This is a genomic window from Uliginosibacterium sp. 31-16 (genome assembly GCF_030730865.1).
Lineage (GTDB): Bacteria > Pseudomonadota > Gammaproteobacteria > Burkholderiales > Rhodocyclaceae > Uliginosibacterium.
The window spans coordinates 221,578-248,349 of sequence record NZ_JAVALZ010000003.1; the positions used below are offsets into that span (position 1 = coordinate 221,578).

General features: G+C 63.5%; 18 protein-coding genes. 6 read left to right on the forward strand and 12 right to left on the reverse strand.

Annotated features, from left to right (window positions below; translation table 11 throughout):
* Window positions 1-147: 147 nt before the first annotated feature.
* On the reverse strand, window positions 148-1,869 hold the full coding sequence (gene ycaO, locus Q9Q94_RS12840) for a 30S ribosomal protein S12 methylthiotransferase accessory factor YcaO (RefSeq protein WP_305980478.1): 1,722 nt from the start codon (window positions 1,867-1,869) through the stop codon (window positions 148-150).
* Window positions 1,870-2,054: 185 nt separating this feature from the next.
* Entirely contained in the window at window positions 2,055-4,121 is a 2,067-nt protein-coding gene (locus tag Q9Q94_RS12845) for a glycoside hydrolase family 28 protein (protein ID WP_305980479.1), read from the reverse strand.
* Between the two features lie 334 nt (window positions 4,122-4,455).
* Here Q9Q94_RS12845 and Q9Q94_RS12850 point away from each other — a divergent pair, with 334 nt between their 5' ends.
* On the forward strand, window positions 4,456-5,532 hold the full coding sequence (locus Q9Q94_RS12850) for a LacI family DNA-binding transcriptional regulator (protein ID WP_305980480.1): 1,077 nt from the start codon (window positions 4,456-4,458) through the stop codon (window positions 5,530-5,532).
* Window positions 5,533-5,726: 194 nt separating this feature from the next.
* On the opposite strand, the gene Q9Q94_RS12855 is transcribed toward Q9Q94_RS12850, so the two are convergent.
* The 7 genes from Q9Q94_RS12855 to Q9Q94_RS12885 form a co-directional block, all read right to left on the reverse strand.
* The gene (locus Q9Q94_RS12855; RefSeq protein WP_305980481.1) at window positions 5,727-9,527 is read right to left on the reverse strand and encodes a M48 family metallopeptidase; all 3,801 of its coding nucleotides are present in this window, start codon (window positions 9,525-9,527) and stop codon (window positions 5,727-5,729) included.
* Window positions 9,528-9,552: 25 nt separating this feature from the next.
* Window positions 9,553-11,847, reverse strand: coding sequence for a hypothetical protein (locus Q9Q94_RS12860; protein WP_305980482.1), 2,295 nt, complete (start codon window positions 11,845-11,847; stop codon window positions 9,553-9,555).
* Window positions 11,828-13,057, reverse strand: coding sequence for a DUF3142 domain-containing protein (locus Q9Q94_RS12865; RefSeq protein ID WP_305980483.1), 1,230 nt, complete (start codon window positions 13,055-13,057; stop codon window positions 11,828-11,830). Before Q9Q94_RS12865 ends, Q9Q94_RS12860 begins: the two co-directional genes overlap by 20 nt.
* 63 nt (window positions 13,058-13,120) lie before the next feature.
* On the reverse strand, window positions 13,121-14,854 hold the full coding sequence (locus tag Q9Q94_RS12870) for a hypothetical protein (protein WP_305980484.1): 1,734 nt from the start codon (window positions 14,852-14,854) through the stop codon (window positions 13,121-13,123).
* Window positions 14,855-14,879: 25 nt separating this feature from the next.
* On the reverse strand, window positions 14,880-15,575 hold the full coding sequence (locus Q9Q94_RS12875) for a hypothetical protein (protein ID WP_305980485.1): 696 nt from the start codon (window positions 15,573-15,575) through the stop codon (window positions 14,880-14,882).
* A gap of 208 nt (window positions 15,576-15,783) precedes the next feature.
* Window positions 15,784-16,632: a putative RNA methyltransferase gene (locus Q9Q94_RS12880; RefSeq protein WP_305980486.1), complete on the reverse strand. Its 849-nt coding sequence runs from the start codon at window positions 16,630-16,632 to the stop codon at window positions 15,784-15,786.
* 94 nt (window positions 16,633-16,726) lie between these two features.
* A complete protein-coding gene (locus tag Q9Q94_RS12885) occupies window positions 16,727-17,092 on the reverse strand; it encodes a GlpM family protein (protein ID WP_305980487.1) in 366 nt (121 codons plus the stop codon).
* A gap of 706 nt (window positions 17,093-17,798) precedes the next feature.
* Between Q9Q94_RS12885 and Q9Q94_RS12890 the strand changes: the two genes are divergently transcribed.
* Window positions 17,799-18,263 (forward strand): hypothetical protein, encoded by a 465-nt coding sequence (locus tag Q9Q94_RS12890; RefSeq protein WP_305980488.1) that lies wholly within the window; start codon window positions 17,799-17,801, stop codon window positions 18,261-18,263.
* A 242-nt stretch (window positions 18,264-18,505) separates the two neighbouring features.
* On the opposite strand, the gene acnB is transcribed toward Q9Q94_RS12890, so the two are convergent.
* From acnB to Q9Q94_RS12905, 3 genes are all read right to left on the reverse strand, one after another.
* Entirely contained in the window at window positions 18,506-21,115 is a 2,610-nt protein-coding gene (gene acnB, locus Q9Q94_RS12895) for a bifunctional aconitate hydratase 2/2-methylisocitrate dehydratase (protein WP_305980489.1), read from the reverse strand.
* Between the two features lie 55 nt (window positions 21,116-21,170).
* A complete protein-coding gene (locus tag Q9Q94_RS12900) occupies window positions 21,171-22,163 on the reverse strand; it encodes a CoA ester lyase (RefSeq protein ID WP_305980490.1) in 993 nt (330 codons plus the stop codon).
* Window positions 22,164-22,245: 82 nt separating this feature from the next.
* Entirely contained in the window at window positions 22,246-23,238 is a 993-nt protein-coding gene (locus tag Q9Q94_RS12905) for a malate dehydrogenase (RefSeq protein WP_305980491.1), read from the reverse strand.
* A gap of 222 nt (window positions 23,239-23,460) precedes the next feature.
* Between Q9Q94_RS12905 and Q9Q94_RS12910 the strand changes: the two genes are divergently transcribed.
* The 4 genes from Q9Q94_RS12910 to sdhA are packed head-to-tail and all read left to right on the forward strand — an operon-like array spanning window position 23,461 to window position 26,755.
* Entirely contained in the window at window positions 23,461-24,189 is a 729-nt protein-coding gene (locus tag Q9Q94_RS12910; protein ID WP_305980492.1) for a GntR family transcriptional regulator, read from the forward strand.
* 47 nt (window positions 24,190-24,236) lie between these two features.
* Window positions 24,237-24,641: a succinate dehydrogenase, cytochrome b556 subunit gene (sdhC, locus tag Q9Q94_RS12915; protein ID WP_305980493.1), complete on the forward strand. Its 405-nt coding sequence runs from the start codon at window positions 24,237-24,239 to the stop codon at window positions 24,639-24,641.
* Window positions 24,635-24,982 carry a succinate dehydrogenase, hydrophobic membrane anchor protein gene (gene sdhD / locus Q9Q94_RS12920; RefSeq protein WP_305980494.1) on the forward strand — a complete coding sequence of 116 codons (348 nt, stop codon included), beginning with the start codon at window positions 24,635-24,637 and terminating at the stop codon, window positions 24,980-24,982. Before sdhC ends, sdhD begins: the two co-directional genes overlap by 7 nt.
* Window positions 24,983-26,755 (forward strand): succinate dehydrogenase flavoprotein subunit, encoded by a 1,773-nt coding sequence (gene sdhA / locus Q9Q94_RS12925; protein WP_305980495.1) that lies wholly within the window; start codon window positions 24,983-24,985, stop codon window positions 26,753-26,755.
* Window positions 26,756-26,772: the final 17 nt, after the last annotated feature.

The window sequence follows — 26,772 nt, forward strand, 5'->3', positions numbered from 1 at the left end:
TTCTTGAGTTGGAACAGATCAAGGGAATGGCTTCTGTTTGCCGGACCGGGCGGGCTGGTGGATGTGAGCAAGGCGCCTGTTGCTGCAAAGCAAAACGCCCACTCCTGGCGGAATGGGCGCTTCGCGGGAAGACGGGGCTCTTGCTCCTTACTTCATCTTTTGCAGCTTGGCATAGGCCGCCAGCAGCTTGCCGTGCATCACGCAGCCGTCGAGATTCATGCCCGGCGAAGGGGTGCCGAAGAAGCGCAGTTCGCCGCTGAGCGTACGCATGGCGAGATCCAGCGTTTCCTTGCCGTAGAGGCCGAGAAGCGCCTCCATGTACATGTGGTCGTCGTCCAGTCGCAGCAGGTTTTCAATGCAGCTGTATACGCGGCGCCGTGCCGGGTTGAGCTGGCCGAAGTTGCCGACCCATTGCAGGCCGGCATCCACCGCATCTTCGTCGCCGATGGCGAGCGCCAGCAGGCATTTGAGTTCGCCCACGCGCAGGTCTTCCCACAGGGTGCCTGGGTCGGCAGCCAGACCGATAAGGGCAGCGACCGGCTTCTGCTCGTCCAGATCGATGTCGTTCAGCGCTTCGAGCAACTCGGCGCATTGCGGCTCGCTCATTTCCTGCCACTGCAGGATGGAAGGGCGCAGGTCGTTGCCAACGCTGTTGTTGTCGAAATCGAGCTCGTCGATTGGGTAAATTTCAGACATGCCGGGCACGAGGATGCGGCAGGCATACACGCCCAGGTGCGTGAAGTCGGCAATCAGGATGTCGTGGCCAGCGGCATGGATGATGTCGGCGAGGCGCTCGAAGTCTTCGGTGGTGGTGCCGGCGAAGTTCCAGTCACAGAACTCGAAATCCGGTTCGTTGCCGAGGAAATCCCAGTGCACGGTGCCGGAAGAATCGACGAAGTGGATCTCGATGTTCGGCACCGAGGCAACGTCTTCCAGATCATGGCTGGCGGGTGGGAAACCATCCAGCGCGGCGAGCGCACGACCTTGCAGGAGCTCGGTGAGCGCGCGCTCCAGCGCGACTTCAAACCGCGGGTGGGCGCCGAAGCTGACGAATACGCCCTGATCGTGCGGATTGAGCAGGGTGACGTTCATGACCGGGAATTCGCCGCCAAGCGAGGCGTCGCGCACCAGAATGCCGAAACCGGCGTCGCGCAGACCCTTGATGCCGGCGGCGATCGCCGGGTAGCGGGCGATCACATCTTCTGGCACTGCCGGCAGGCACAGGCCTTCGCGGATGACCTTGAACTTCACATGGCGCTCCAGCACCTCGGAGAGTGCCTGAGCACGGGCTTCCGGTGCTGTATTGCCGGCTGACATGCCGTTGCTCACATACAGGTTGCTGATGATGTTGACCGGCACATGTACGGTCACGCCGTCGCGCTGGCGCACGTAGGGAATCGTGCAGATGCCGCGTTCCAGATTGCCGGTGTTCAGATCGACCAGTGCCTCCGCGTCGATCTCACCGCCGGGGTTGTAGAACTTCTGCAGCTCGGGCGTCAGGATGCCCTCGGGCCAGTCCCATTCGTCGTTGGTGGCGAACCACTTCTCCTGCGGGTAGTGGGCAAACTTTCTTGTGGCGTTGGTCTCGCCGAGGTAGTAGTGCGACCAGAAATAGTTGCACGAGAGGCGCTCAAAGAATTCGCCGAGTGCGCTGGCGCGTGCCGCCAGCTGCGTGGCGCCCTTGCCGTTGGTGTAAAGCAGCGGGCAATCCGCGTCGCGCAGATGCACCGACCAGACGTTGTCGACCGGGTTGAGCCAGCTGTGCTCTTCGGCGCGGAAACCGATGGCGGCGAGCTTGCCCTGCAGGGTGGCGATGGTGGCTTCGAGGGAAGCATCCTTGCCGGGGATGAAATGTTCTTGAGTCGTCATGGACGTGCGCCGGTCGGATGGGGGAGGCGCATTCTACGGGGTAAACCGCAGGTAGTCCGGAGTTCAGACGGCTGCGAGGCATGCCTGAAGAGCCGCTCCCCGCCTGCCTTTGCCGACAGGCTGGCCGGAGAGGCAGGCGGGGAGCGGATGTGCAGGGCGCTGTGTTCAGCTCTGAGTTCGCACCATCAAGGGGCCGGACTGACGTTGCTGAAGGTGTTGTTCGATGAGTTCGAGAACACCCACGGCGTCGTGTCACCGGTGACGTTGGTGATGGTCACATTGCTGAACGCGCTGTTTTTCAGGCGGCTGATGCTGGTGGGCTTGGCTCCGGTGATTTTCAGGTTATCGAAGGTGAAATACTCCTCGAAGGTCTCCGTGTAAGAAGGCAACGCGGCGTCGGTGCCCGCGTAGCCGTCGATGGCGATCGGGGCTTTGGTATTGCTGCTGGAGGCATTGTCGATCGTGATGTTCTGGACGGTGATGTGATGGAACTGCGCGGCAGTACTGGCATTGGTGAAAACGTTGCTGCCTGCGTTATAGGCCACTGTCGCAATGATTGCGTTGGTGGTGGCATCCTTGATCGCATTGTCACGGAAAGTGACGCGCCGCACCCCGCCACCGGTTGCCGGGGTGCTCTTCATGCGCAGGCCGTTGTCCGTGTGGTACAGCACGTTGTCTTCGTACAGGATGTCCTGAATCCACGCCGATGTATGGCTGCCCATGGCCAGACCACCGTGACCTTCGCGCAGATAGTTGTTGAAGATCCAGGCGTTCTGCGCCGGGTTGCCGGATTCGTAATTGAGCCCCTGGCCTGCGGCGAAGTTGATGTCATCGTCGCCGGTGTCAAAGAAATTGTTGTAGACGGTGATGTTTTCGCTGTTGCCGAATTCCACCCCGTCGCCGTTACTGGTGTCATAGGTCTGGCTGACCGTTCCGGCAAAGACGATGTTCTGACACTCGACGAACATGACCCCGTGGTAGGCAGGGTTGCGGAAAGTCAGTCCGCCTACATAGATGCCATTGACGCCACGGAAGGTGGTGAGGCTGGAACGGCGGTTGCTGTACAGGTATCCGATGGTGGTGCTGTTCGGGCTGGTGAATTCGGCCACCGCTGCCGCCATCTGGTCCTTGGCCAGCAAGCCAAGGGTGGCGTAGGTGTTCTGGCTGCCTGAGGAGTATTGAGGCAATGCGTTGCCTTTTTCATCGGTAATGTCTGTCAGACGGTTCCAGCCACTGCCATCCAGAACGCCCTTGCCGGTGATCCGGATATTGCTGAATGCGCCGCGGGTGTCGTCGTAGCCGGTGCGGGCAGCGGCCGTCGTGTTGCGGTGCGAACTGCTCAAGGCATTGAGAAGGGATGGCGGGCGACGGTCGTCAACGCTGTTGGTGGCAAAGTTGTAGAGCTGATAGCCACTGGCCAGCGGGAAGTCGGTGGTGGATGTGGATGCCTTTAGCGTGGCGCCTGCCGCAATTTCCAGCGTCATGTTGCTGCGCAAATACAGGGCGCCGGTGACAAATACTGCACCGCTGGCGTCATTGGCGGGCACCAGTACCTTGCAGCCATAGGCCGAGCTTGAGCTTGCCGCGCAGGTATCGATGGCATTCTGGATAACGGTCGTGTTGACGGTGCTGCCGTCGCCGAGGGCGCCGGCCGTGGCAATGTTGACGACGTTCGTAAACGCCGGAGCTGTCTTGTGTGTGAAAGAGGTGCTGTCGGTCGATTCGTTGCCACTGGCATCTACTGAACGCACCGTGAAGCTGTAGCTGGTATTTGGCGTCAGTCCGGTGACCGTATAGTTGTGAAACGTGATCTTGGTGTGGAACCCGACTGTGTCTGCCGCATAGAAGGTGTCGATATAAGGTTTGGCAGGCGAGTTCGTGGTGTTGTTGAGCGAGGCGCTTCCGATCTTGCTGCCGTTCATGTAGACGTTGTAGTCGGTAATGCTGGCGTAACTGGCTGGCTTCTTCCAGACCAGATGGATACTGGTGTCGTCGTACGCCAGGGTTGGCACGGCAAGATCTGTTGGCGCGGCGAGCGTGCTGCCCCCCGAACTTGAAGAGGAACTGCCTGACGAAGAGGAACTGCTCGAACTGCTGGACGAACTTCCCGAAGAGGAACTGCTTGACGATGACGAAGACGTACCGCCTGAGCCAGCATTGCCACCTCCGCCACCACTTCCCCCGCAGGCGGCAAGCAGGCAGGCGATCAGCACGAATGCGCCGCAACGGGCGCTGAACAGAGCATGCGACATTTTGTATCCCCCGGTTTCTGGCGACTGTCGGGCAAGGGACGAGTCGGCAGAGGACTCTGCTTGCACGATCTGCGCGGTTGTTGTGAAGTGATTGTGTGTGGGTGACCAAGAGGCCGCAACCGTTTTTTGTTCGAATGTTGTATGAATGCACGGTTGCATGTATGTGCCGAAAGAGGGTTTCAGGCGATAATCCGGCGCAAATGACGACTTCTGGGGACGGCGCAGTCATGGAGTTCCGGATTTCCCCGTGAGTGCGTAACAGGAACCGTCGCCAGGCCGTACTTGCGGCTGGTCAGAGTGAAATGTGTGGGCGATCCGCCGAGGGAAATCAGACGTGGCAAACAACTTGAGTAGCGACAAGCGGATAACGCTCGCCGATGTGGCCAAGCTGGCCGGTGTTTCCAAACAGACCGTGTCGCGCGTGATCAACGACAGCGAGCACGTGACCGAGGAAACCCGCGTCAAGGTGCTGCAGTGCATCGACGTGCTGGGCTTTCGCCCCAGCGCGCTGGCGCGCCAGCTCAGCACCGGGCGCAGCTATACGCTGGGCATCGTCGGCTGCAGCGGGGTGGGTTACCTGACTTCAGGCGTGGCGTATATCGGCATGGTGCGTCAGGCCGACAAGATGGGCTATGCGCTGCTGATCAAGGAGCTGACGGACTTCAGCCCGGCGGCGATCCATACCATGCTGGATTACCTGATCGAGCGCCAGGTGGATGGCGTGATCTGGGCCGGCCCGGAAGTGGGCGACAGCCATGCCTGGCTGGACACCTTCGATCTGAATGCCCTGCCGATGCCGGTGGTGCAGGTCAACGCCAAGGCGCGGGCCGGCGTGGACACGGTCGCCTACGACAACTTCGACGCAGGTCGGGTCGTGACGCGGCACCTGATCAGTCTGGGGCGCAAGCGGATCGGCCACATCTCCGGACCGATGGATCGCTGGGTGGCGCAGGAGCGGGTGAAGGGCTGGCGCGCCGAGCTGGATGCGGCCGGTTTGCCTGAATGCAAGGAGTATTTCGCCGAGGGCGACTGGGAGCCCGGTACCGGCGGCCCCGGCCTCAAGCGTCTGCTGGAGATTTGCCCGGATCTGGATGCCGTGTTTGTCGGCAGCGACCGCATGGCGCTGGGCGTGCTCTATGAAGCGCATCAGATGGGCCTGCGCGTGCCGGAAGATCTTGCCGTGATGGCCATCGACAATTTGCCTGAAAGCGCTTTCTTCATCCCGCCGCTGTCGACCATGAACCAGAACACGCCGGAGATGGCCGAGCGGGCCCTGCGCCAGCTGGTGCGGCGCATCTGTGAGCGGCGCGGTGAGCCCTATCCGGCCGCCTGCGCTCAGCCCGAAGAGTCGCTGATGCACCACGAGATGGTGCTGCGCGAGAGCTCCTTGGGGAAAAACGCACCGAAGTGACCGGAGGCGCGCCCGGGTGAAACAACAACGCCGGCGAGTGCCGGCGTTGTTGTTTCAACAGACTCTGCTCGCAGAGCCGCTTGTGGCGGACCTCTTCAGGCGGGGTGCCCGGAGATCTGCGTTGCTGTTGCCTCTCCAGCCATTCTGCCTGAAGAGCCTTGCCACAGGCGGCTCTTCAGGCATCTTGTTGTGGCTTACAAGAACCAGGGGCGCTCCGGTACGAAGAGCAGGCGCTTGGCGCCGTTGCGCCAGTTGGTCGGTGCCTGCTGGCCGAGCAAGATGACGCCCATGCCCCAGGTCTGTCCGAGCACCTGCGGCTCCAGTCCCACAAGTGCCTGTTCGGCCTCGGCGATCCTGCCGGCCTGGGCGTTGAGCAGAAAGCTCAGCATCTTGTCCGCGTATTCGGGCTGGATGCGGCGCAGGGTTTCCGCATAGGCACGCGTGTCGGCTTTCTCGCGCAAGGCCAGGGCCAGGGTGAAGGGCAGGCTGGTTTCATCCAGCCCTTCGCCATCCGGCAGGCTCAGGGCGCGGCTGACGAGGGCGGCGCTGGCCTTGTCCGAACTGGCCGCCAGACGCAGCAGCAGGGCTTCGGCCGGGGTCTTGCTGACCCGTTGCAGGGCCTCCTCCAGCTTGCCTTGGGCCAGCAGGGCGTAGGCCTTGGCGGGGCCTTCCAGCTCAGGGCTGTCTTTTTCCAGCATCAGCATCTGGCGCAGGCCAGGCGAGTTGCGCGCCAGATCGCCCAGATCGGCCTGCGTGCCGGATTGCAGGCGGCGCGCCCGCGCCATGTCGATGCTGACGATGCTGGCCAGGGCGGGGTCGGCCGCGCGGGCGATGCCCCAGGCTTCCTGTGCCTGTGCCCAGCGCTGCTGCTCGGCGTGGGTATAGCCGGCGGCATAGGCCAGCCAGCCGTTTTTCGGCCATTTCTGCTGGGCCGTGATGAAGGCCTCGGCTTTGGCGGTCTTGTCGGCGAGGCAGCGCGCGGCGAGATAGTGCAGATCCGCATTGTCCGGTGTGGCCTGCAGCAGTGCCGTGTGGGCTGCGCAAACGCGGGCGTGGGCGGCCGGATCGGTGGCGGCATCCTGCTCGAAACGCCGCGCGATGACTTCGGCCGGATCGTCCTGCAGACGGGCGGTGATGATCTGCGCCTGCTCGCCGGTCTGCGCTGCGAGGGATAGCCAGTGCATCAGGTAAGGCGTGTGGGCGCCGTCCCAGCGGGCGTGGGCCTTGATCAGCGCGCTGCGCTCCGCGTCGCTGCTCAGGATGCCCAGCATCTGGCTCGGCGTGGCGTCTGCCGGAGCGGCAGACAGGGCGCTGCGCGTGCCGCCACCGCTCTTGCTGGAAATCTGGCTGGGCGGATCGGTAAACACGTGGTCGACACTGCTGGTGCTCCAGCGTGGCGCACCGAGCGGACGTTCCGGAATGGGGCCGACGTTGCCGTAGTTGGCCGTCCATTCCACCAGCGGCGTGGCACTGGCAACGTTGTAGATATGGGTCGCAAAACTGCTGCTCAGATCGACCTCGAAACGCTCGATTTCGGCGCCTTCATTGGTGCGGGCGCTGATGGTGTAGTGGCCCTTTCCGGGCGAGTCGGTGGAGCTGAAACTGTGTGCGGCCAGCTGCAGAACCTTGCCGCCGGCATCGACGCGCACGCTGCGATCCAGCCCGTTGTACACGGTGATCGTGCTGCTGCCGACGGCGCCACCCAGGGTGAGGACTGCGCCGACAATGGCCCCGGCGGCGCCCAGACGGGCCAGCGTCGGAACGATGCCGTCAGCGGTCTGGAAGCGGCCCCACCAGTCCAGACGGCTTTTCAGCTTGCGTTCCTGCCCCGGCAGCAAGACCGGGAAGGCGGCCGGTACGCTGGATGCGGCCGGTGCGGTCTCCGGCGTGCTGCCTGCGCGCAGCCAGGTGGCGAGCTTGGCCTCGGTGATCAGCAGTTCCTCCAGCGCATGGCGGCGCAACGCGCCAAGAATGCCGGTGGCGTGGTCGACCCAGCCGTCGACGACCTTGATCCATTCACCGATATTCTCGCCGGTGGCGCCGAGCAGGCCGAGTTCGCCAATTCCTTCGGCCCAGCTGGCAATTTCGAGCCGGGCGAGCAGGGCGGCATCCAGCTTCACTTCACTGCTGCGCGAGAACAGCTGGTCCAGCAGGTTGTACAGGCTGTTGGCTTCGGCAACGATGCGGTTGCGATCACTGGAGCTGACCCGGCGGGTCGCCGTGGCCAGCGCGATCACGTTGTTGAGGCTGCGCCGCGCATCCTGCAGGTTGGCTTCATTGTGATCGGCGTAGTGCAGCACGCTGGCCAGGCCGACCACGTAATCCTCCCAGCCATTGCCCAGCTGTGCGGCGGCGGCCCGGTGAGCCGTGCGGCAGAGGCGATCATGGGCGCTGATGCGGGCCTGCACGGCGCTCAGCTCGGCTTGCACTGCTGCGATGGCTGCGGGCAGCTCGTTTTTCTTGAGGCTGCGCTCGCGGTGGCGGATCACATCTCCCGGCGCCTTGAGGCTCCCTTCGTGCAGGCTTTCCAGCAGGGACTTTTCCTTTTCGAGGCTGCTGGCCTGTTCCAGTTCGGCGGAGATCGATTCGGGATACAGCGCATCCAGCTGCGTCGCTGCACCGTCCAGTGCGTCGTACAGATCAGCGGGTTTGGCGGCTGCGCGCACCGGCGAGCGGCCGTAATAGACGCCGCGATAGGCGCGGTTCAGGTGCTCGCGGCTGAAGTGTTCGTCCAGACGGGCAATGGCTTCTTCGCTCGGAACCGGTTCAAGGTCCGGCGCGGTGAACAGACTGGCGCTGACGTTCTCGCGAACCGATTCGACTTCGTCAAACAGCTGCCAGGCGCTGCGGGCATCGCCCTCGGCCGCCAGGTAGTTGCGCTTGGCATTCTCTTCGCGCTCATGGTTGAGCGGGTGGGTCGACCACATGCGTGGCGGCTGGGCGATCTCGGCCTTGAACAGGCGGTGCGAGGCCGGGTCGCCAGCGGGGCGTGGCGGCTCCTGGCCGTAATCGGCCACATTGAGCAGCGCACCCATGCGCGTGATGATGTGGCTCTGGATGGCAAACGCATCTTTTGGCGCGCGCTTGTTGGCGAGCTCGCCGTTGAGGAAACCCAGGGTCCGGTCCCAGGCATCATCGGCGACCTGCAGGCGGTGCAGGGCGTGGATCAGGGCGTCGCTGCCGGTGAGTGATACGGCGACCAGATCGGCCTGCATTTCCATCTCGCGCGACAGTGAGCGCTGCGCCAGCACGACCAGCATGAAGGCGGTGTCCAGCAGCGAGCGCAGGGCCCACACGATCAGGCGCAGAATCCAGCCGACCCAGGCGATGCGGATGTCCACGCGCGACAGGCCTTCGAGAAAGCTGTCCAGCGCATCGCGTTTGGCGATGATGTGACCGGCGATCTGCTGGGCGATATAAACCCAGCGGCCCACCGCCATCGAGCGCTGGGCAAAGTGGCCGAATTCGTGGGCGCAGACCGCCTTGAATTCACCGATGTTGAGCACATTGACCAGGCCGAGACCGATCTCCAGATTCTTGCGCGAAGGCAGGATCAGGTTCAGCACCGACAGGTCGTAGAACACCGCGGCATTGACGCGTGCAGACAGGAACACGCGGTGCGGGCGCGGTGCGCCGGCCTCATCGGCAAGGCGGTGCAGGAAGGCGAACAGGCGCGGCTGTTCCCGCGCGGTGATCTCGACATCCTTGCTGTCGCTGCCATGCTTGACGAAGAACAGGGCCTTGAGCATGAACACCGCCAGAAAGGCCGCACAGGCGCCGACGATGACGCCCAGGAAAGCATCGCCGCCGCCCTCGACCGCCGCAGCGAACAGGCGCCAGGCCGTCCAGGCGAACCAGCCGCTGAGGAACAGATAGAGCAGCACGAACAGGGCCAGCACACCCATGGCGAGCCAGGCGCGATGCTGGTAAGCCTTGCTCGGGCGGGTCAGGTCGGCGGGTACGACGGCGGGGCCGGCGGGATAGAGGTTTTCCATGGCTGAACTCGGCAGGAAGGTTTGATCAGGGCTGCGGGAGGGAGGCTTTGCGGCGCAGATGCCGGCGGCGTAACAGGTAGATCAGCGCAGCGCCTGCCAGCACCAGGCTGACCAGCGTCGCCATGGCCAGCGGCTTGTGCTGGCGGGTCCAGCGGCGGAAATCGCGCAGTTCCTGCTTGAGCGTGAACCAGCGGGCCTGGTGGAAGCCCGGTTCGATCTCGTTCTGGCCGAATTCTGCGGCCCATTCGAGATAGGCGCCGTTGTTCAGGTAGCGCTGATAGATCTTGCCGGACTCCTTCGCGTCAAGCAGCCTTACCCAGCTGCAGGCATTGTTGAGCACTTCGGCATAGGCTTCGGAGCGCGGTGGCAGATTGTCGGCCGCCTGCATCGCCAGCGCCGCCGCACGGTAGCGGTAGTGATACGAGTAGTCAGGCTGGGCCGCGCTGGCGGCGAAACGCTGTACTTCATCCTTGCCGGCCAGATCGCTGGTTTTTGGCGCAGTAGTGACGGACCAGGTGCTGCCGCGCATGAAGAACACATCCGGGTCGCCTTCCGTGCCGAAGATATTGATGCCGTGCCAGCGGGCAATGTGGGCCGCTTCATAGAGCGACTCGGCGCGGCCGGCCCGGGTCCATGCCCGATCAGCAGCGCTCAGGGCCCGGGCAAAGGCGCGGGCTTGTTCACGCGCTTCAGGATCGGGGAAGCGCTTGTCTTCCGCCTGATGGAAATAGGCCAGAGCTTCGTCGTAGCGCCCGGCACGCATCAGGCGGCGGGCGAGCAGGTCGCGCAGATGCGGCGCGCGGTCGGTCAGATCCGACCAGCCGGACGGGTCCTTGACTTCGGGAAGCTTCGTCTGCGGGACTTTGGCGTCCACAAACTGCTTGAGTTCGTCGACCGTCAGCACGCGTTCGGCGAGGTAGGCGGTTTCCAGCCAGTAGCGGTCGTCCATGCTGTAGAACTGCTCGAAAGCCTGCTGCAAATCGCCCTGGGCGAGCAGCGCCGTGCCGTGTTCGGCCTGCAGGCGCGCCAGCGTGTTGGGCGGGACAAGCGCCGTGCCGGCCTCGCGGGCACTGCGCAGGGCTTCGGCGAAAAGTGCGAGGGCTTCGGCCTGCTTGCCGGCGCGCAGGGCCAGTTTGGCCTTGATCCAGCTGGCCAGCGGCGTCTTGCTGGCGCTGCTGAAGCGCGCCGCCAGCTCGAATTTGCCTTGCTGGTAGGCGATGGCGGCGAGGCGGTCGGCGTCAGCCGGTTGCCTGATGCCGGCCTTTTCCAGTGCATCCACGAGCAGGCTCAGGCGCGAGGGCTTGCGCTGGGGCGTAGTGGCTTTCTCTGCTTCGCCCTCCAGCAGCAGTGGGGCCTCACTGGCATTGGCGACGCCCAGTGCGGCGGCTTCGCCGGAATTGCCATAGGCCTGCACGTAGCTGATCAACAGGCGTTGCACCAGCGGCGAGGCGATATGCTTTTCAAGCGTTTTCGGCTTGCTCAGCATGCGCTCGGCAACGATGCGCAGTGACGAGGTGGCGCTGATCGAGCCATGGCTGGCCTGCTCGGCGTAGAGCGCGACCGCGCCGGTGAAATCCTCGCGCTTGAGGTGCGCCCGGGCCAGCGCACCGAAGCTGTCCAGCGCCAGTCCGAGCGGATCGCTGCCGCCTTCGAAGGCCAGCTTGCGGCTCAGGGCAAAGGCGGCGTCGGCTTTGTCGAGCGGGGCCGTGTGGCTGTTTTCGTCGTAATTGCGCGCCAGAGCATAGGCCGCCCAGACGCCGCGCAAGCTGCGCTCCCTGGCCGGCAGGGCGAGAACAGCTTCAAAGCGTTTGCGCGCCTGGCGCTCGTGCGAGGGGGTTTCGTCATCGCATTCCGTGGGAGTCTCCTTGCCATCTTCGCCGACTTCCGAGCACTTCGCGTCGCTCCATGCGAGATGGAAGTCGACGGCGGCGGCGGTGTACAGGCGCACATCTTCAGGCAGCCCCTTGCCGAGGGCATAGGCGGCGTCACCATCCTCCGCAGCACGCATCTGCCCGATCAGCGCGTACTGCCGTTCGCTCAGGCCTTTTTTCTCCGCGTCGGAGATGTCGGGCTCGTCGACTGTGCCATCAGGGCTGTAGTTGTATGCATCGGCACTGCCGCCGGGCAGCTTCTGCTTCGGCGCCGGCAGCAGGTGTGCTGCATCGAAATAGAAGTTGTTTTCGACCGGGGCGAGCAGCGTAACCCGGCGCTCGGCGAGGAGGTTGGAGAACTCGAAACCGCAGGCGATGGCGATGGCCGCGGCCAGCAGAAGGGTGGCGGGCAGCAGGAGGCGAAGGAGCTTAAGGCTGGGGCTGGGCATGCAGATCGGATTCCGGGTTGTAGGGGCAGCGCGCCCAGCCGATGACGAGTTCATGTCCCGGGCGGAGCAGGCCGGATTGTGCCCGCAGCAGGGCGGGTTTGTCTTGCGTGCCGGCAAGGAAGGCATAGCCGTTTGTACCATCCGCCAGCGTGCAGGCCGCCGGCAGGGTGATGCGGGCAGGCAGCGGCACATCTGTCGTCGCCGGGTTGTGCACGACGAGATCGAACAGCTGCGGGTCGGCGCTGGTGCGTGCGCTGAGCGTGACGGCCTCGGCCAGCGTTTCGTCGCGCAGCACGGCGCGCCAGGTGGCGGGCTGCCAGCTGCGGCGATCTTCACCGGTGGGCAGGCGGAACCAGGCGAAGCCGGTCAGCCGCGCCGGCGGATGTGCCTGCAGCTCGCGCAGCAGGCGCTGCACATCGCGCGGCGCCACGATCATCTCCTCGCGTCGCCCCGCTGCGCCCAGCAGAGGCATTTCGCTCTCCACGCCGGCGAGGTTGCCGAAGGCATCGAAACGCAGCTGCGAGCCGTAGGCGGGCAGTGCGACACGAAAGGGAACCGGACTGAGCCGGCTGAAGCGCTCCACCCAGCCCAGCGCCCGGCGTGGCTCGAACAGGCCGCTTTGCGGATTGCTGACCGCATGCACCTGCAGCACAGCTTCATCGGTCTGCGCCAGCACGGCGGGCAGGCCCGGTGCATCCAGCCAGGCGGGCAGGGCGGTGATGGCGAGCGGTCGTGCAGCAGGCAGTTCGGCACGCAGGCGGGCGAGAAAGGCGGCGTAGCGCGGTAGCTTCGCACTGGCGCAATCGTGATCGATCTCCACGCCGGCGAGCCTCAGTCCCTTGTCGCGCGCCGCGTCCAGAGTGGCCCGGATGCCGGCAACCAAGCGGCTTTCGTCGAAATTCGCAATCTGCCCCTCGATGCGGATGACGCCAATGACAGGTCGTCCGGAAGCCGCCAGTGGCGGCGCTTCCAGCGATGCATTCCTGAAGACGCCCGTCTGGTCTGCCTGGGCGAGCAGTACCCGCCAGGATCGAATCTGCGCGCGGCTCTCCGCGATGGCCTCGCGCAGCGGCTCGTTCCATTGGCGTTGCCAGATATAGGCGTCGTGGGGCAGCGCGGCGGGCGCCGGGCGCAGCAGCCAGATACCCGTCGCCAGTCCGCTCAGTGCAAGCAGCGCGGCGGCAAGCAGGATGCGCGATGAATGCTTCACGCCCGGCATCCGCACGGAGGCTGGGAACAGACAGCGGCAGGAGTGGGGACGACGTGCATGGGCTTACTGAAGCTGGATGCGCAGGGTCGCCCATTCTCCTTCAAGCGGAACACTGAACGCGAGCCCCTGCACGGGAACGGTCTGTGCGGCCGGTCTGGCGGGGCTGTACAGGTCCACCCGGCGGATCTGCCGGAAAGGCAGCAGGGCCGGATTCAGACTGAGCGTGACGGCGCCCGGCCGCGTATCACCGCTACGCAGCAGATGCACAATCAGTTCCTGCGGGCGCGCCGGGTCGAACCGCGGCAAGGCGAGGATGCCGTCGCCATCGACCTGCAGCGGTGCGAGTCTGCCGCGCGCAGCATCCAGATCCGCCAGCGTGATCCGCGTGTGCGCCACCGCGTCCAGCGCACGCTGACTGGCCGCATCCAGGCCGCTGAAGGCCGAGGCGAAGATCACCGCAGGGGCCTGCGCGATGCGTTGTGCATCCAGCGTCCGGGCCGGATAGGCGCTGCGTGCCACCATCAATGCAAAGGGAATCTGGCGGGCCTGCAGGGCGCGCACGATGTCGAGCACCTCGGCCGCCTTGAAGTGTTCCACCTGGCAGATCAGCAGTACGCTGGCGAGGCCTTCGCGCCGGTCGAACAGATCCGGATTCGCACGCACGAAGCGGTACAGATCGGCATAGTCTTCCGCACGGCCGAAGTAGCGCGGCTGGGCCGTGCGCTGTTTGTCCGGCCCGATCAGGTCCGGCATGTATACATCCCAGGGCACCAGTGGCAGGGCGCCCAGTGCGTAGAAGCCGGCGATCTGGCGGCGCGTGGCCGCCACGTCCTGCGGCTGCAGGGATGGGTGATAGCTGGCGCCGACGCCCTGCACGGTGGCCGCGCCGAGCGCCGCGTTGGCCAGATCGCCGGCCGAGGTTTCGCTCATCACGCCATCGGCCAGATCGATGAGGTTGAAACTGCGCGCGTCAGGGCGCGGATTGGTGAGGTTCAGGTTCAGCGCCACGGCGGGCGATGCCGCGTGCAGACGCTGGCGCAACTCGTTGAAGAAGCCACGCACCTCTTCCAGGTGGAAGCGCTCCCAGGCCGGGTTCAGCGACAGCCGCGTGCGCCGCGCCAGATAGGCCGGCGTGCTGCCCAGCCCCCGCCCCTGTCCCTGCAGCCAGCGCCGGTAATCGAAACTGCCGCTGCGGGTTTCGGCGGGCAGATCCGGGAACAGCCCGACGCCGGGGCCGGTGAGCCAGCGGCCGAAGTTCTGCACTGCCGCGTCGGAGAAATCGCCGCCCCAGTTGAAGCTGGCCGTGGCGAGTGCCGGATCGTCGAACTGGATTTCGCTCGCGCCCCAGGCCATGTGCCGCTCAGCCGCGTCCACCAAGGCTTTGCGGGACGCCTGGCTGGAGACGCTGATCCAGCGCGCCTTCCAGGCCTGCATCCACGGAGCGATCAGCGCCTCGCCTTCCAGCGAGCGCGCCAGACCCTCATCCGGCACCGCCTGATTGGCGTTCAGCGTGCTGCCCACCTGCAGGCCGGCCGCTTTCAGCGCAGCGAGGTAATCGCGGGTCTTGGGGTAGAGCCAGGTGACGTGCGTGGCGCCGAATGCCGTGGCCGTCGCCAGCGCTTCGGGGCGCTCCCAGCGCGTGGAAAACAGCACCGCCGAGTGTGGCGGCGCACTGGCGCTTGCCGGCGGATTCAGATCAGTGAGCGGCCCGTCGGAGCGGGCGTGAAGCAGTGTCGGGCAGACGAGCAGGCCACTCAGAAGCAGGCAGCCCGGCAGGATTTTTCGGAGCGCAGCCATCGGGCTCGGTGGCCTGGGCGGCGCCTCAGCGCGAGGCGATGCGTGCCTGCAGGCGAGCGATGCGCTGGGCCGGCAAATACAGCAGCACTTTGCCGGTATCACCGGTTTTGTGCAGACGCTTGAAACCCAGCTTGCTGCAGTAGAAGCCGGCATCCAGCGGCGTGCATTCGGCAATGATGTCGGTTGCGCCCCAGGTTTCGACCGTGCCGGCCAGCGCCCGGATCATTGGCGCGATCATGGCGTTGCGCGGGGCCTGACGGTCAAAGGCCAGCTGTTCGACTTCAACGAGGCGGGCGCCCTGCGCGCGCATGCCATCCAGCGCTTCGCGGTGACGACGATCCAGGGTCAGGCCGGCTTCGCTGTCCCGGCGCAGGGTAATGACGCCCTGGGCGCGCTGGCTGCTGTGAACCGGTGAAACGTGCAGGGCTACCGCCACGGCGCGCTCATTGGCGGGAATGGCCGGTGTGTCGGCAGGGGTGCTTTTGCGGGGGGCAGGGTGAAAGGTTTCCAGCAGCATGCGCGCTTGCTCAAGCTGCCAGGCCGAGGCGGCCAGACCGATACGCAAGGTGGATCCTGCAACTTCCAGACAGGTTTCGAAGGCCAGTTCGCGCAGCGCTTCAAATACGTAAGGCTGCTCCGTCGCGGGTCTGGCTTGCAAGGAATTGCACAGGCGCGAGTGGGGCAGTTTCGCAGCAGTCGAAGCGGGTCGATCCGTGGCCACGATGGTTTTGTCTGGAAATGATCAGGTTTATGACGAAAGTACTAAGTTGCAAGATTTAACCATTATAGGGAAGAGGAATTGCTTGGCTAGACATTTTTTGCATGATCACGTGTGTTCCCGGTTAAATCGGTGCAAAAAGCCCGATAAGCGGCACGGATTGCTGCCGTTGGTCGTCCTTTTCCAGCCTGTCGGCAAGCATGCTGCCCGCTTAGCGGGCAGCGCTCCGCACGAAGCGGCTCAGGCGCACATCGGCGGTCAGCGCGATCTCCGTCAGGGCCGCTGCGCGGGCGCGGCCCTCTGCATTGGCGCGGTACAGATGCGGTGTCATCGTCAGCAGATCGGCAATCGGCTCGGCACCGGCAATGTGGAAGTGGAAGCGCAGGCATTCGTCATCCAGCCGGGTGAATCCGTCCGGCGCCTGCGCGTCGGGTTCGCGCGCCGGCTTCAGCGTGGGATAGATCACTTCGCGCAATTCGCGCAGATGATCCGGCCCCGCATCTACCTGCAGCAGCAGGCCGCCCGGTTTCAGCACGCGGGCGAATTCCGGATAGACCGGGAAACCGAACATGCACAGCACCCGGTCCAGCGTGGCCGGCAGCACCGGCAGCTTGGCATTGCTGCCCACCACCCAGGCGCAATCCTTGCCCTGCTTGGCAGCAGCCAGCACCGCCCATTTCGAGATATCCAGACCGAGTACCGCCAGATCCTGTCCGCGCTGACTGGCCGTGGCCGTCAGCTGGCGCAGGTAATAGCCTTCACCGCAGCCCGCATCCAGACAGGCTGCGCCGGCGGGCAGATCCGCCAGTGTCGCGCGGCTCACCAGCCCGGCAATCGGCGCGTAATGGCCTGCCGTGAGAAAGCGCCGCCGCGCCGCCACCATCTCCTTGCTGTCGCCCGGGTCCAGCGAGCGCTTGTTCTGCACCGGCAGCAGATTCGTGTAGCCCTGACTTGCAATGTCGAAACTGTGGCCGGCGGCGCAGCACCAGCAGCTGCCTTTGTGTAGCAAAGGGCCGCCATCCAGCGGGCAGGCCAGAGCGGAGAAGGGTGTGATGGTCATGGAATGGAAGATCAGTGAAACCGGCCCGGATTATTTCATGCCGGCGTGACACTTTAGATTGCAGGAGATTGTCGCGCCGGGCTTCCTGGTGCGATCAGGCCGCATGAAAGCCCAATAGCGGCTTCAGATAAGGCCAGGCGCGGATTTCCACGAAGGCCACGCCGAACCACACCGCAGAGGCCAGCAGCAGCGCCGGCCCGATGCGCAGATAGCGCACGCTGATGAACAGCGCGACGAGAAAGCACAGATACGTGATCAGCGACAGCATGCCAAAGGCAATCGTCTCCTGCAGCCGCTCGACCGATTGACTGCTGCCCACGAAGTAGTAGGAAAACATCGCCAGCGAGGGGAACAGCGGGATCAGCGCAGACAGGTAATACAGCTTGCTGCGCGCCGCGAGCTGAATGCCCAGCACCAGAAAGAAACCCAGCGAAGCTTTGGCGAGTGTGGCAGCGTCCATGATCCAGCCTTGTTGTCTGACAGCTTTTCAGCTTACCACCGGAGCGCATCGGCAGCGGCAACATTGCGTGGCCCGCCCAGCCGCATGGGGCGGACCTCTCCGGCATGCCTTGCTGCACAGGTCCATCCGGCGAGCCTGAGCGGGCAGGGTGCCTGCAGAGCGCCACGGCATGCGGCTCCGCAGGCGGGGCACTGACACTATGCAGATGCGGATTAAGCGCTTCCGTCTGGGTCGGGGAAATGGTTGTAGCATGCCGATTAAATGAATAAGCCTGCGGGGAAGGGAGGCTTGCTGCCGAGAATGAAGCTGAAGTGTCGTAAGGCCGTAACCCGGAATCCATGCCCGAATCGTAGGTAGGAAAGCAAAAGGGGCCAAGCTCGATTTGTTTGATGATTGCACCCTGCGTGTCGATCCCGTCATTCCCGCCTTCGCGGGAATGACGATGATGGGGGGGGGCGTACCCCGGCTGAACAGCAGCATCCCGGCCGGGCAAAAGGGGTACAGTAAAAAGACATGATTCTTACGCCCGGATGATTTCCGTGCGGGTATTCCACTAGCCCACCCATGCGTCGAATCCGGCGCGCAGATTGCTGCCCACGACACTGCAGACGCTGAAGGAACCGCTCATCCTGCGTCGGTGGCGAGTGCTGATGCTGCCTCATACAATCCATGCGAGGTTTGAGCAGCACGGTCACGGAGATAAATCATGGAGCAGGAATACCGCATCGTTTTCAATGGACGTATCCGCGAAGGGCTCAGCATGCGCAAGGTACGGGCGAACGCGGCGATCCGCCTGAATGCTTCAGAGCAGCTGATCGAGCGGATGTTCTCTGGCAAGCGTGTCGTGATGAAAAACAATGTCAGCAAGGACGCGGGGATTGCCTACATGGAGCTATTGGGCAAGCTCGGTCTGGTAGTTGAGCTTGAACCTGTGCCTTCTCCCAAGGACACGGCAACGGCGCCATCGCCCATCTCCGCTGGCTCCGCTGGCTCCGCTGGCTCCGCTGTGCTCACCCCGCCCGTTGATCGGGTGGATGTGCCGAACGAGGAGAGCTGGATGGCCAGCACCTGCCTGGCCGATCTGGCCCGCACGCAGCTGAATCTGGATCGCGCCGAAGCACTGTTGAATGGCTGTTTAATGCCCGATCTGCAGGACGGCAGGATGAAATAACTGAAGGGCATTGCACCCCGCGTGCCGGGAAGCCGCTTCTGGCGGTCTTCTCCGGCATGCCTGGCTGCACACGCCCGTCCGGCGAGCCTGCGCGGGCAGGGTGGCTGAAGAGTGCCGCTACATGAGGCTCTGCGGGCAGGGTGAAAATAAAACGGCCCGGCCGGATTGCTCCGGGCGGGCCGTTTGGGTGCCGCTCTCTGTTGGCGTCGAGGTGCGCCTTTGGGTGCTGCTAAATCGTTTGCTCAGACCTTTACGTCGTCGGCGATTTCCTTGTATTCGCTGATCTGGTCGAAGTTCATGTAGCGGTAGATCTTGCCTGCGTCGGCGTTGATCACGCCCATGTCGGCGTGGTATTCGGCGACGGTGGGCAGGCGACCGAGCTTCGAGGCAATCGCGGCGACTTCGGCCGAGGAGAGGAACACGTTGGTGTTCTTGCCCAGACGGTTCGGGAAGTTGCGGGTGGAGGTGGAGACGACGGTGGCGCCTTCACGCACCTGGGCCTGATTGCCCATGCACAGCGAGCAGCCGGGCATTTCGGTGCGGGCACCGGCCGAGCCGAAGACGCCGTAGTGGCCTTCCTTGGTCAGCTCCGAAGCATCCATCTTGGTCGGCGGTGCGACCCACAGCTTGACCGGAATGTCGCGTTTGCCTTCGAGCAGCTTGGAGGCGGCGCGGAAATGGCCGATGTTGGTCATGCAGGAGCCGATGAAGACTTCGTCGATCGGGGTGTTCTGCACTTCGGACAGGAACTTTGCGTCGTCCGGGTCGTTCGGGCAGCACAGGATGGGCTCCTTGATGTCGGCCAGATCGATCTCGATGACGTGGGCGTACTCGGCGTTGGCGTCCGGCTGGAGCAGTTCGCCGTTGGCGATCCAGTCTTCCATCTTCTGGATGCGGCGCTCCAGGGTGCGCTTGTCGGCGTAGTTGTCGGCGATCATGTTCTTCAGCAACACGATGTTGGAGCGCATGTATTCGACGATGGGGGCCTTGTTCAGACGCACCGTGCAGCCGGCGGCGGAGCGCTCGGCGGATGCATCCGACAGCTCGAAAGCCTGTTCGACCTTGAGGTCCGGCAGGCCTTCGATTTCCAGGATGCGGCCGGAGAACTCATTGACCTTGCCAGCCTTGGCGACGGTCAGCAGGCCTTGCTTGATGCCGTACAGCGGAATGGCATGGACCAGATCGCGCAGGGTGACGCCGCGTTTCTGGGCTTCGTCCAGCGAGCCCTTGAAGCGCACCAGCACGGATTCCGGCATGTCCAGCGGCATGACGCCAGTGGCAGCGGCGAAGGCGACCAGACCGGAACCGGCCGGGAAGCTGATGCCGACCGGGAAGCGGGTGTGGCTGTCGCCGCCGGTGCCGACGGTGTCGGGCAGCAGCATGCGGTTGAGCCAGGAGTGGATCACGCCGTCACCGGGGCGCAGGGCGATGCCGCCGCGGTTGCTGATGAACTTGGGCAGCTCGCGGTGGGTCTTCACATCCACGGGCTTCGGATAGGCAGCGGTGTGACAGAAGGACTGCATCACCAGGTCGGCGGAGAAGCCGAGGCAGGCCAGATCCTTCAGCTCGTCGCGGGTCATCGGGCCGGTGGTGTCCTGCGAGCCGACCGAGGTCATCTTCGGTTCGCAGTAGGTGCCGGGGCGCATGCCGGTGCCCTCAGGCAGGCCACAGGCGCGGCCGACCATCTTCTGCGCCAGGGTGTAGCCCTTGCCGGTGTCAGCGGGTATCTGCGGCAGGCGGAACAGGGTGGAGACGGGCAGGCCGAGGAATTCGCGCGCCTTGGCGGTGAGGCTGCGGCCGATGATCAGGTTGATGCGGCCACCCGCACGCACTTCGTCGAGCAGTACCAGCGTCTTCAGTTGCGACTCGGCGATGGTGGCGCCGCCCTTGGTGGCGGTGACCTTGCCGTTGGCGTGATCGACGTTCAGGGTGATCTCGTCGCCCATGTCCATCTTGGCCACGTCGATTTCGATCGGCAGCGCACCGGCATCTTCCTGGGTGTTGAAGAAGATCGGGGCGATCTTGCCGCCGAGGCAGACGCCGCCGAATTTCTTGTTCGGCACGAAGGGAATGTCTTCGCCGGTCCACCACAGCACGGAGTTCGTTGCGGATTTGCGCGAGGAGCCGGTGCCGACCACGTCGCCGACGTAGGCGACGAGGTTGCCCTTGGCGGCGAGGTCCTGAATGGCCTTGATCGGACCGCGTTTGCCGTCTTCTTCCGGGGTGATGCCGGCGCGGGTGTTCTTCAGCATGGCCAGCGCATGCAGCGGGATGTCCGGGCGGCTCCAGGCGTCCGGCGCGGGCGAGAGGTCATCGGTGTTGGTCTCGCCGGTCACCTTCAGCACGGTCAGCTTGATGCTGGCGGGGAACTCGGGGCGGGTGGTGAACCACTCGGCTTCGGCCCAGCTCTGGATCACTTCCTTGGCGGCAGCGTTGCCAGCCTTGGCCTTCTCGGCCACGTCGTGGAAGTAGTCGAACATCAGCAGGGTTTTCTTCAGCGCGGCGGCCGAGATTGGCGCCAGGGCTGCGTCGTCGAGCAGATCGATCAGCGGCTTGACGTTGTAGCCGCCGACCATGGTGCCGAGCAGCTCGGTAGCCTTCTGTTTGCTGATCAGGGCGCAGGCCAGATCACCGTGAGCGACGGCGGCCAGGAAGGAGGCCTTGACCTGCGCGGCATCATCCACACCCGGCGGTACGCGGTGGGTGAGCAGTTCGACGAGGAAAGCTTCTTCGCCGGCCGGCGGGTTCTTGATCAGTTCGATCAGTTCGGCAGTCTGCTTCGCATCCAGGGCGAGCGGCGGAATGCCGAGGGCGGCGCGTTCAGCGACGTGTTGGCGATAGGCTACGAGCACGGTCTTTCCTCCTGATTTCTGCAGGAGCCGCCGGAGCCGCTCCTGCAGGTTTGGGTTACGCGAATAAACGGTTCAATACTTCGTCTTGCAGGGTGATGCCGGTGGAATGTGCGCGCTTGAGCACGTTCCAGAAATAGCGATAGGAGGCGCGGTCATGCAGTCGGTCCTGATGCCGCGTCGGCGCCCAATCGGCATCCTGTGCGGCAAGAATGATTTCTCCGGCCATTTCGACCTCTGCCGCGGCAGGGCGCATTCCACGCAGGATGGGGTCGATCTGGTCTGGATGGATGCTCCACATGCGCAGGAAGCCGAACTCTTCGCGGGCGCGGCGGGCATCCGATTCGATGATCGCCTGGTCGCGCAATTCGATGCAGACGTTGTGCGAGGGAAGCACGGCATGTGCCAGTGCGGCCCGGACGGTCTGGATCTTGGCGCTGACCACGAGCGGATGCTCGAACTGACCGGGACTGCGCATGGCGGCTGAATCCAGCGCGCCGTGGTGGGCGCTGACAAAATCCATCAGGCCGAAATCGAGTGTTTCGATACCCGGCAGGGCGGCGATTTCCCAGGCCTGATGCAGCGCGCCGTGGGTTTCGAGAATGACGTGGAGCGGGATTTCACGGGTGAGGCCGCCGCGCGCTTCGACTTCGCGCAGGATGGCAATGACACGCTCGACATCGGAAACACCGCGCGCCTTGGGCAGAACGAGGTAGGCCAGACGCGTGCCAGCCAGGCCAACGATCTGCTCCAGATCAGTGCGCCAGGCGCTGTGAGTGATGTCGTGAATGCGTGCGCCGACGCGGTTGAAGCGGTTTTCGGGGCTCATGATCAGCGCCGCAACCAGTTCGGCATGATCGCGCTCGGCGCCAGCAGCGGCGCCATCTTCGCAATCGAGGGTGATGTCGAAAACCGGGCCGCGCTCGGCTTGCAGGGCGAGCGCCTTGCGCATCAGTTTTTCGCTGCCGGCAAAATGCTCCACCGCTGCACGCTCGGGCAAGACTCCGTCTTCGGAGTAGAGCACGGCATCAGGGTGGGCGCCGGTCGTCATTATCTGGATCTCTGTGTGTGTGGGTCAGGAGTGTGCTGGCTTCCGCGGGAGCGTTGGGTAAGCGCTCCCGCGGGGGCGGTTTTCAGCCAAGCAGGTCGGCAACGCCGGCGCGCTCTTCTTCAAGTTCCTTCAGGGTGAAGTTCATGCGATCACGCGAGAACTCGTCGATTTCCAGACCTTCGACACGGGTGTATTCGCCGTTGGCGGTAATCACCGGCACGCCGTAGATGATGCCGGCCGGGATGCCGTAGGAACCATCGGATTCGACGCCCATGGTGACCCATTCGCCGTTGGAGCCGAGGAACCAGTCGTGCATGTGATCGATGGCTGCGTTGGCCGCCGAGGCTGCAGAGGACAGACCACGCGCTTCGATGATGGCCGCGCCGCGCTTGCCGACGGTGGGCAGGAACACGTCACGGTTCCAGGCTTCATCGTTGATCAGGGCCTTCACCTTGTCGCCATTGCTGGTGACGAAGCGGTAGTCGGCGTACATGGTCGGGCTATGGTTGCCCCACACGACCAGATTCTTCAGGCTGGAAACCGGGCGGCCAGTCTTGGCGGAGAGTTGCGACAGGGCGCGGTTGTGATCCAGACGCAGCATGGCGGTGAAGTTCTTGGCCGGCACGCGACCGAACTTCCTAGCACTTTCCTTGGCGATGTAGGCGTTGGTGTTGCAGGGGTTGCCCACCACCAGCACGCGACAGTTCGGGTCAGCATACTGGCCAATCGCGGCGCCCTGTACGGTGAAGATCTTGGCGTTTTCGGCGAGCAGATCCTTGCGCTCCATGCCGGGGCCACGCGGGCGGGCACCAACGAGCAGAGCAGCCTGGGTGTCCTTGAACGCCACGGCCGGATCATCGGTGGCGATCACGCCAGCCAGCAGCGGGAAGGCACAGTCTTCCAGTTCCATGATTACACCGGCCAGCGCCTTCTGGGCTTGGGGCAGATCCAGCAGTTGCAGGATGACCGGCTGGTCCTTGCCGAGCATCTCGCCCGAGGCAATGCGGAACAGCAGGCTGTAACCGATCTGGCCGGCGGCGCCGGTAACGGTGACACGGATGGGTGACTTGGACATGCGGGACTCCTTGGGTCAGATGGGGCGGTTTCTGAAACTGGATTCATGTGCGCTTGCGCGCGGGCTCTGCTGGGGTTGTGGGTGTGCTGCCTGTTTTGTACTGCTTGGAATGAGACAAAGTCTATACTTAGCCTTTGAGTGTGTCAAAAGCTATCTTATGTCTTATATAAGACATGAGATAGGATATGGACTAAGGTTTTTATTTGTGCTTGAATGACCGTTATGGCACATGAATCGCCCACTTTCAGCCCCCTTTATCGCCAGATCAGAAATCTGATCGTGCAGGCGCTCGAGTCTGGTGAATGGCAGCCTGGGCAATCCATCCCCAGCGAGCAGGAGCTCGCCCTGCGCTTTGGTGTAAGCCAGGGGACAGTGCGCAAGGCTATCGATGAGCTGGCAGCTGAGAACATCCTGATCCGCCGTCAGGGCAAGGGCACCTTTGTTTCCACGCATCAGGATCCGCGGGCGGTGTTCCGTTTCCTGCGTTTGAAGGCCATCAATGGCGGGCCCGTTCTGCCCAAGAGCATGCCGCTGGAGTGCATGCGCGGCAAAGCCGGGCAGGAGGCCGCACGCAATCTCGGGATCGAGCCAGGCAGCCAGATTTTCATCGTGCGACGGATTCTCAAGTTTGAAGGCAAGCCGGTCGTCATCGACGAGATGTACTTGCCGGCAGATGTTTTTCAGGGGCTGGCAATCGAGCAGCTCAAGGAATGGCAAGGATCGCTCTACAGCCTGTTTGAATCGCGCTTTGGCGTCCGCATGGTGCGGGCGACTGAAAAAATCCGGGCTGTTGCGGCCGAAAGGGCAGTTGCAGAAGTACTGGGGGTGGCGGAAAACACTCCTTTATTGTCGGTGGAGCGGGTTGCTTACAGTTATGGCGACAAACCGGTGGAGTGGCGGCGTGGCTTGTATTCGACAGCTGATCATTTCTATATCAATGAATTGAGTTGAGTCCAGGGCGCCGCCTGGCGGTGCCGATTGAAGCAAGGGAGTGTGGAATGGCGGAAGCTATTGTCAGGAAAGAGCGGCCCAAGTACCTGAATCTTGTACAGATCAGGTTGCCGTTGCCGGGTGTTGTATCAATCCTGCATCGTGTCAGCGGTGTGGGTCTGTTTCTGGCTCTGGGTGGCCTGATCTGGGTGCTCGGCGCAAGTCTCGGGACACCGGATCAGCTTGAATGCCTGCGCGTCGTGCTGGCTTTCTCCCTTCTTGGCTTGCCTGTCGTGAAACTCGTCTTGCTGGGTTTGCTGTGGGCTTATCTTCACCACTTCTGTGCCGGCATCCGTTTCCTGTTGCTCGACATGCATATCGGCATCGAGCTTGCCCCGGCCCGGGCCAGTGCGGTGGCTGTGCTGCTGGTGAGTCTTTCCCTGACCGTCTTCCTGGGAGTGCTGACATGGTGAAACGTCTGGTAGTGGGCGCCCACTATGGTTTTCGCGACTGGCTGGCCCAGCGCGTGACAGCCGTGGTCATGGCCATCTATACGGTCTATATGCTGGTGCGCGTGTTCAGCCTGCCGGTTTATGACAATGCAGCCTGGCGAGCCCTGATGGCTGGTGGCTTCACGAAATTCGTAACCTTCCTGTTCGCACTGGCCTTGTTCTATCACGCCTGGGTGGGTGTGCGGGATATCTGGATGGATTACGTAAAGCCGATCAGCGTGCGTCTGACGCTGCATGTATTGACCCTTTTGGTGCTCGTCGGCTATGCCGGCTGGGTGGCCCAGATTCTGTGGAGGCTGTAAGTGAAAGTCGCCAAGCGTACGTTTGATGCGGTAATCGTCGGTGCTGGTGGCGCCGGCATGCGTGCTGCGGTGACTCTGGCCGAGTCCGGCCTGAAGACTGCGGTGATTTCAAAAGTGTTCCCGACCCGTTCGCATACGGTGGCGGCGCAGGGGGGAGTGTCTGCTTCGCTGGGCAACTCCGAGCCGGATCACTGGACTTGGCACATGTACGATACGGTCAAGGGTTCCGACTGGCTCGGCGATCAGGACGCCATCGAGTTCATGTGCAAGCAGGCGCCACAGGTGGTCGTCGAGCTTGAGCACTACGGCATGCCGTTTGACCGTACCGATGAGGGCAAGATCTATCAGCGTCCTTTCGGCGGGCATATGTCGAATTTCGGCGAGAAGCCGGTGCGCCGCGCCTGTGCAGCGGCTGACCGTACCGGTCACGCCATGCTGCATGCGCTGTATCAGCGCAATGTGCGGGCGAATACCCAGTTCTTCGTCGAGTGGCTGGCGCTGGATCTGCTGCGGGCGGCTGACGGACGCGTTCTGGGTGTGATCGCCATGGAAATGGAAACCGGCGAAATTACCGTGTTCCAGGCCAAGGCTACGCTTTTCGCCACCGGTGGTGCCGGACGCATCTACTACTCCTCGACCAATGCCTTCATCAATACCGGTGACGGCGTGGGCATGGCGGCACGAGCTGGCATTCCGCTGGAAGACATGGAGTTCTGGCAATTCCACCCGACCGGTGTGGCCGGGGCAGGTGTGCTGATCACCGAAGGTGTGCGCGGTGAGGGCGGCATTCTGCGTAACGCCTCTGGCGAGCGTTTCATGGAACGCTATGCCCCGAACGCCAAGGATCTGGCTTCGCGCGACGTCGTGTCGCGTGCAATGGTCACCGAAATCAATGAAGGTCGCGGCTGTGGTACCGCCAAGGATCACGTATTGCTCGACATCACTCACCTTGATGCCGACGTGATCAACAAGCGTCTGCCGGGTATCCGCGAAATCTCGATTCAATTTGCAGGTGCTGACCCGATCAAGACGCCGATCCCGGTGGTGCCGACCTGTCACTATCAGATGGGCGGCATTCCGACCAATTATCGCGGTGAAGTCGTCGCGCACGGTGAGGCCGTTGCTGGTTTCTACGCGGCGGGTGAATGCGCCTGTGCTTCGGTTCATGGAGCCAACCGTCTGGGTACTAATTCGCTGCTGGATCTGCTGGTCTTCGGCAAGAGCTCGGGCGAGTCGATGATCGAGTTCATTCGTGGTGAAGGCGCCGCCTTGCCCGAGATTCCACAGGGAGAGATCGACAAGGCGCTGGCTCGCGTGAATCGACTGGATACGCAGAAGAACGGCGCAGATGTGCATGAAACGCGACTGGCCATGCAGCGCACCATGCAGGCACATGCCGGCGTGTTCCGCTTCAAGGACATGCTTGCCCAGGGCGTCGACAAGATCCTCGATATCGAGAAGCAGGTGCTGCAGACCGAAATCAAGGACAAGTCGAAAACCTGGAATACGGCGCGCACCGAAGCACTGGAACTTGAAAATCTGATCGAAGTGGCCAAGGCCACCATGATCTCGGCTAACGCCCGCACCGAATCGCGCGGCGCTCACGTGCGCGACGATGCGCCGGATACTCCCGAGCATCCGAATGGCCGTGACGACGCCAACTGGCTCAAGCATTCCCTGTGGTACCGCGAAGGCAATCGTCTGGAATACAAGCCGGTTAACCTCAAGCCGCTGACCGTTGAAAGCGTTGCGTTGAAAACGCGTGCCTACTGATTGCCCGGAGCCGAGAA

What these genes read in the sequence shown, in the direction of transcription:
- sdhD (WP_305980494.1), top strand. Translation starts at nt 24,635, where the DNA reads ATGGTGAAACGTCTGGTAGTGGGCGCCCACTATGGTTTTCGCGACTGG.
- Q9Q94_RS12890 (WP_305980488.1), top strand. Translation starts at nt 17,799, where the DNA reads ATGGAGCAGGAATACCGCATCGTTTTCAATGGACGTATCCGCGAAGGG.
- ycaO (WP_305980478.1), bottom strand. Translation starts at nt 1,869, where the DNA reads ATGACGACTCAAGAACATTTCATCCCCGGCAAGGATGCTTCCCTCGAA.
- Q9Q94_RS12905 (WP_305980491.1), bottom strand. Translation starts at nt 23,238, where the DNA reads ATGTCCAAGTCACCCATCCGTGTCACCGTTACCGGCGCCGCCGGCCAG.
- Q9Q94_RS12870 (WP_305980484.1), bottom strand. Translation starts at nt 14,854, where the DNA reads ATGGCTGCGCTCCGAAAAATCCTGCCGGGCTGCCTGCTTCTGAGTGGC.
- Q9Q94_RS12845 (WP_305980479.1), bottom strand. Translation starts at nt 4,121, where the DNA reads ATGTCGCATGCTCTGTTCAGCGCCCGTTGCGGCGCATTCGTGCTGATC.
- Q9Q94_RS12885 (WP_305980487.1), bottom strand. Translation starts at nt 17,092, where the DNA reads ATGGACGCTGCCACACTCGCCAAAGCTTCGCTGGGTTTCTTTCTGGTG.
- Q9Q94_RS12910 (WP_305980492.1), top strand. Translation starts at nt 23,461, where the DNA reads ATGGCACATGAATCGCCCACTTTCAGCCCCCTTTATCGCCAGATCAGA.
- Q9Q94_RS12860 (WP_305980482.1), bottom strand. Translation starts at nt 11,847, where the DNA reads ATGCCCAGCCCCAGCCTTAAGCTCCTTCGCCTCCTGCTGCCCGCCACC.
- Q9Q94_RS12880 (WP_305980486.1), bottom strand. Translation starts at nt 16,632, where the DNA reads ATGACCATCACACCCTTCTCCGCTCTGGCCTGCCCGCTGGATGGCGGC.
- Q9Q94_RS12900 (WP_305980490.1), bottom strand. Translation starts at nt 22,163, where the DNA reads ATGACGACCGGCGCCCACCCTGATGCCGTGCTCTACTCCGAAGACGGA.
- sdhC (WP_305980493.1), top strand. Translation starts at nt 24,237, where the DNA reads ATGGCGGAAGCTATTGTCAGGAAAGAGCGGCCCAAGTACCTGAATCTT.
- Q9Q94_RS12855 (WP_305980481.1), bottom strand. Translation starts at nt 9,527, where the DNA reads ATGGAAAACCTCTATCCCGCCGGCCCCGCCGTCGTACCCGCCGACCTG.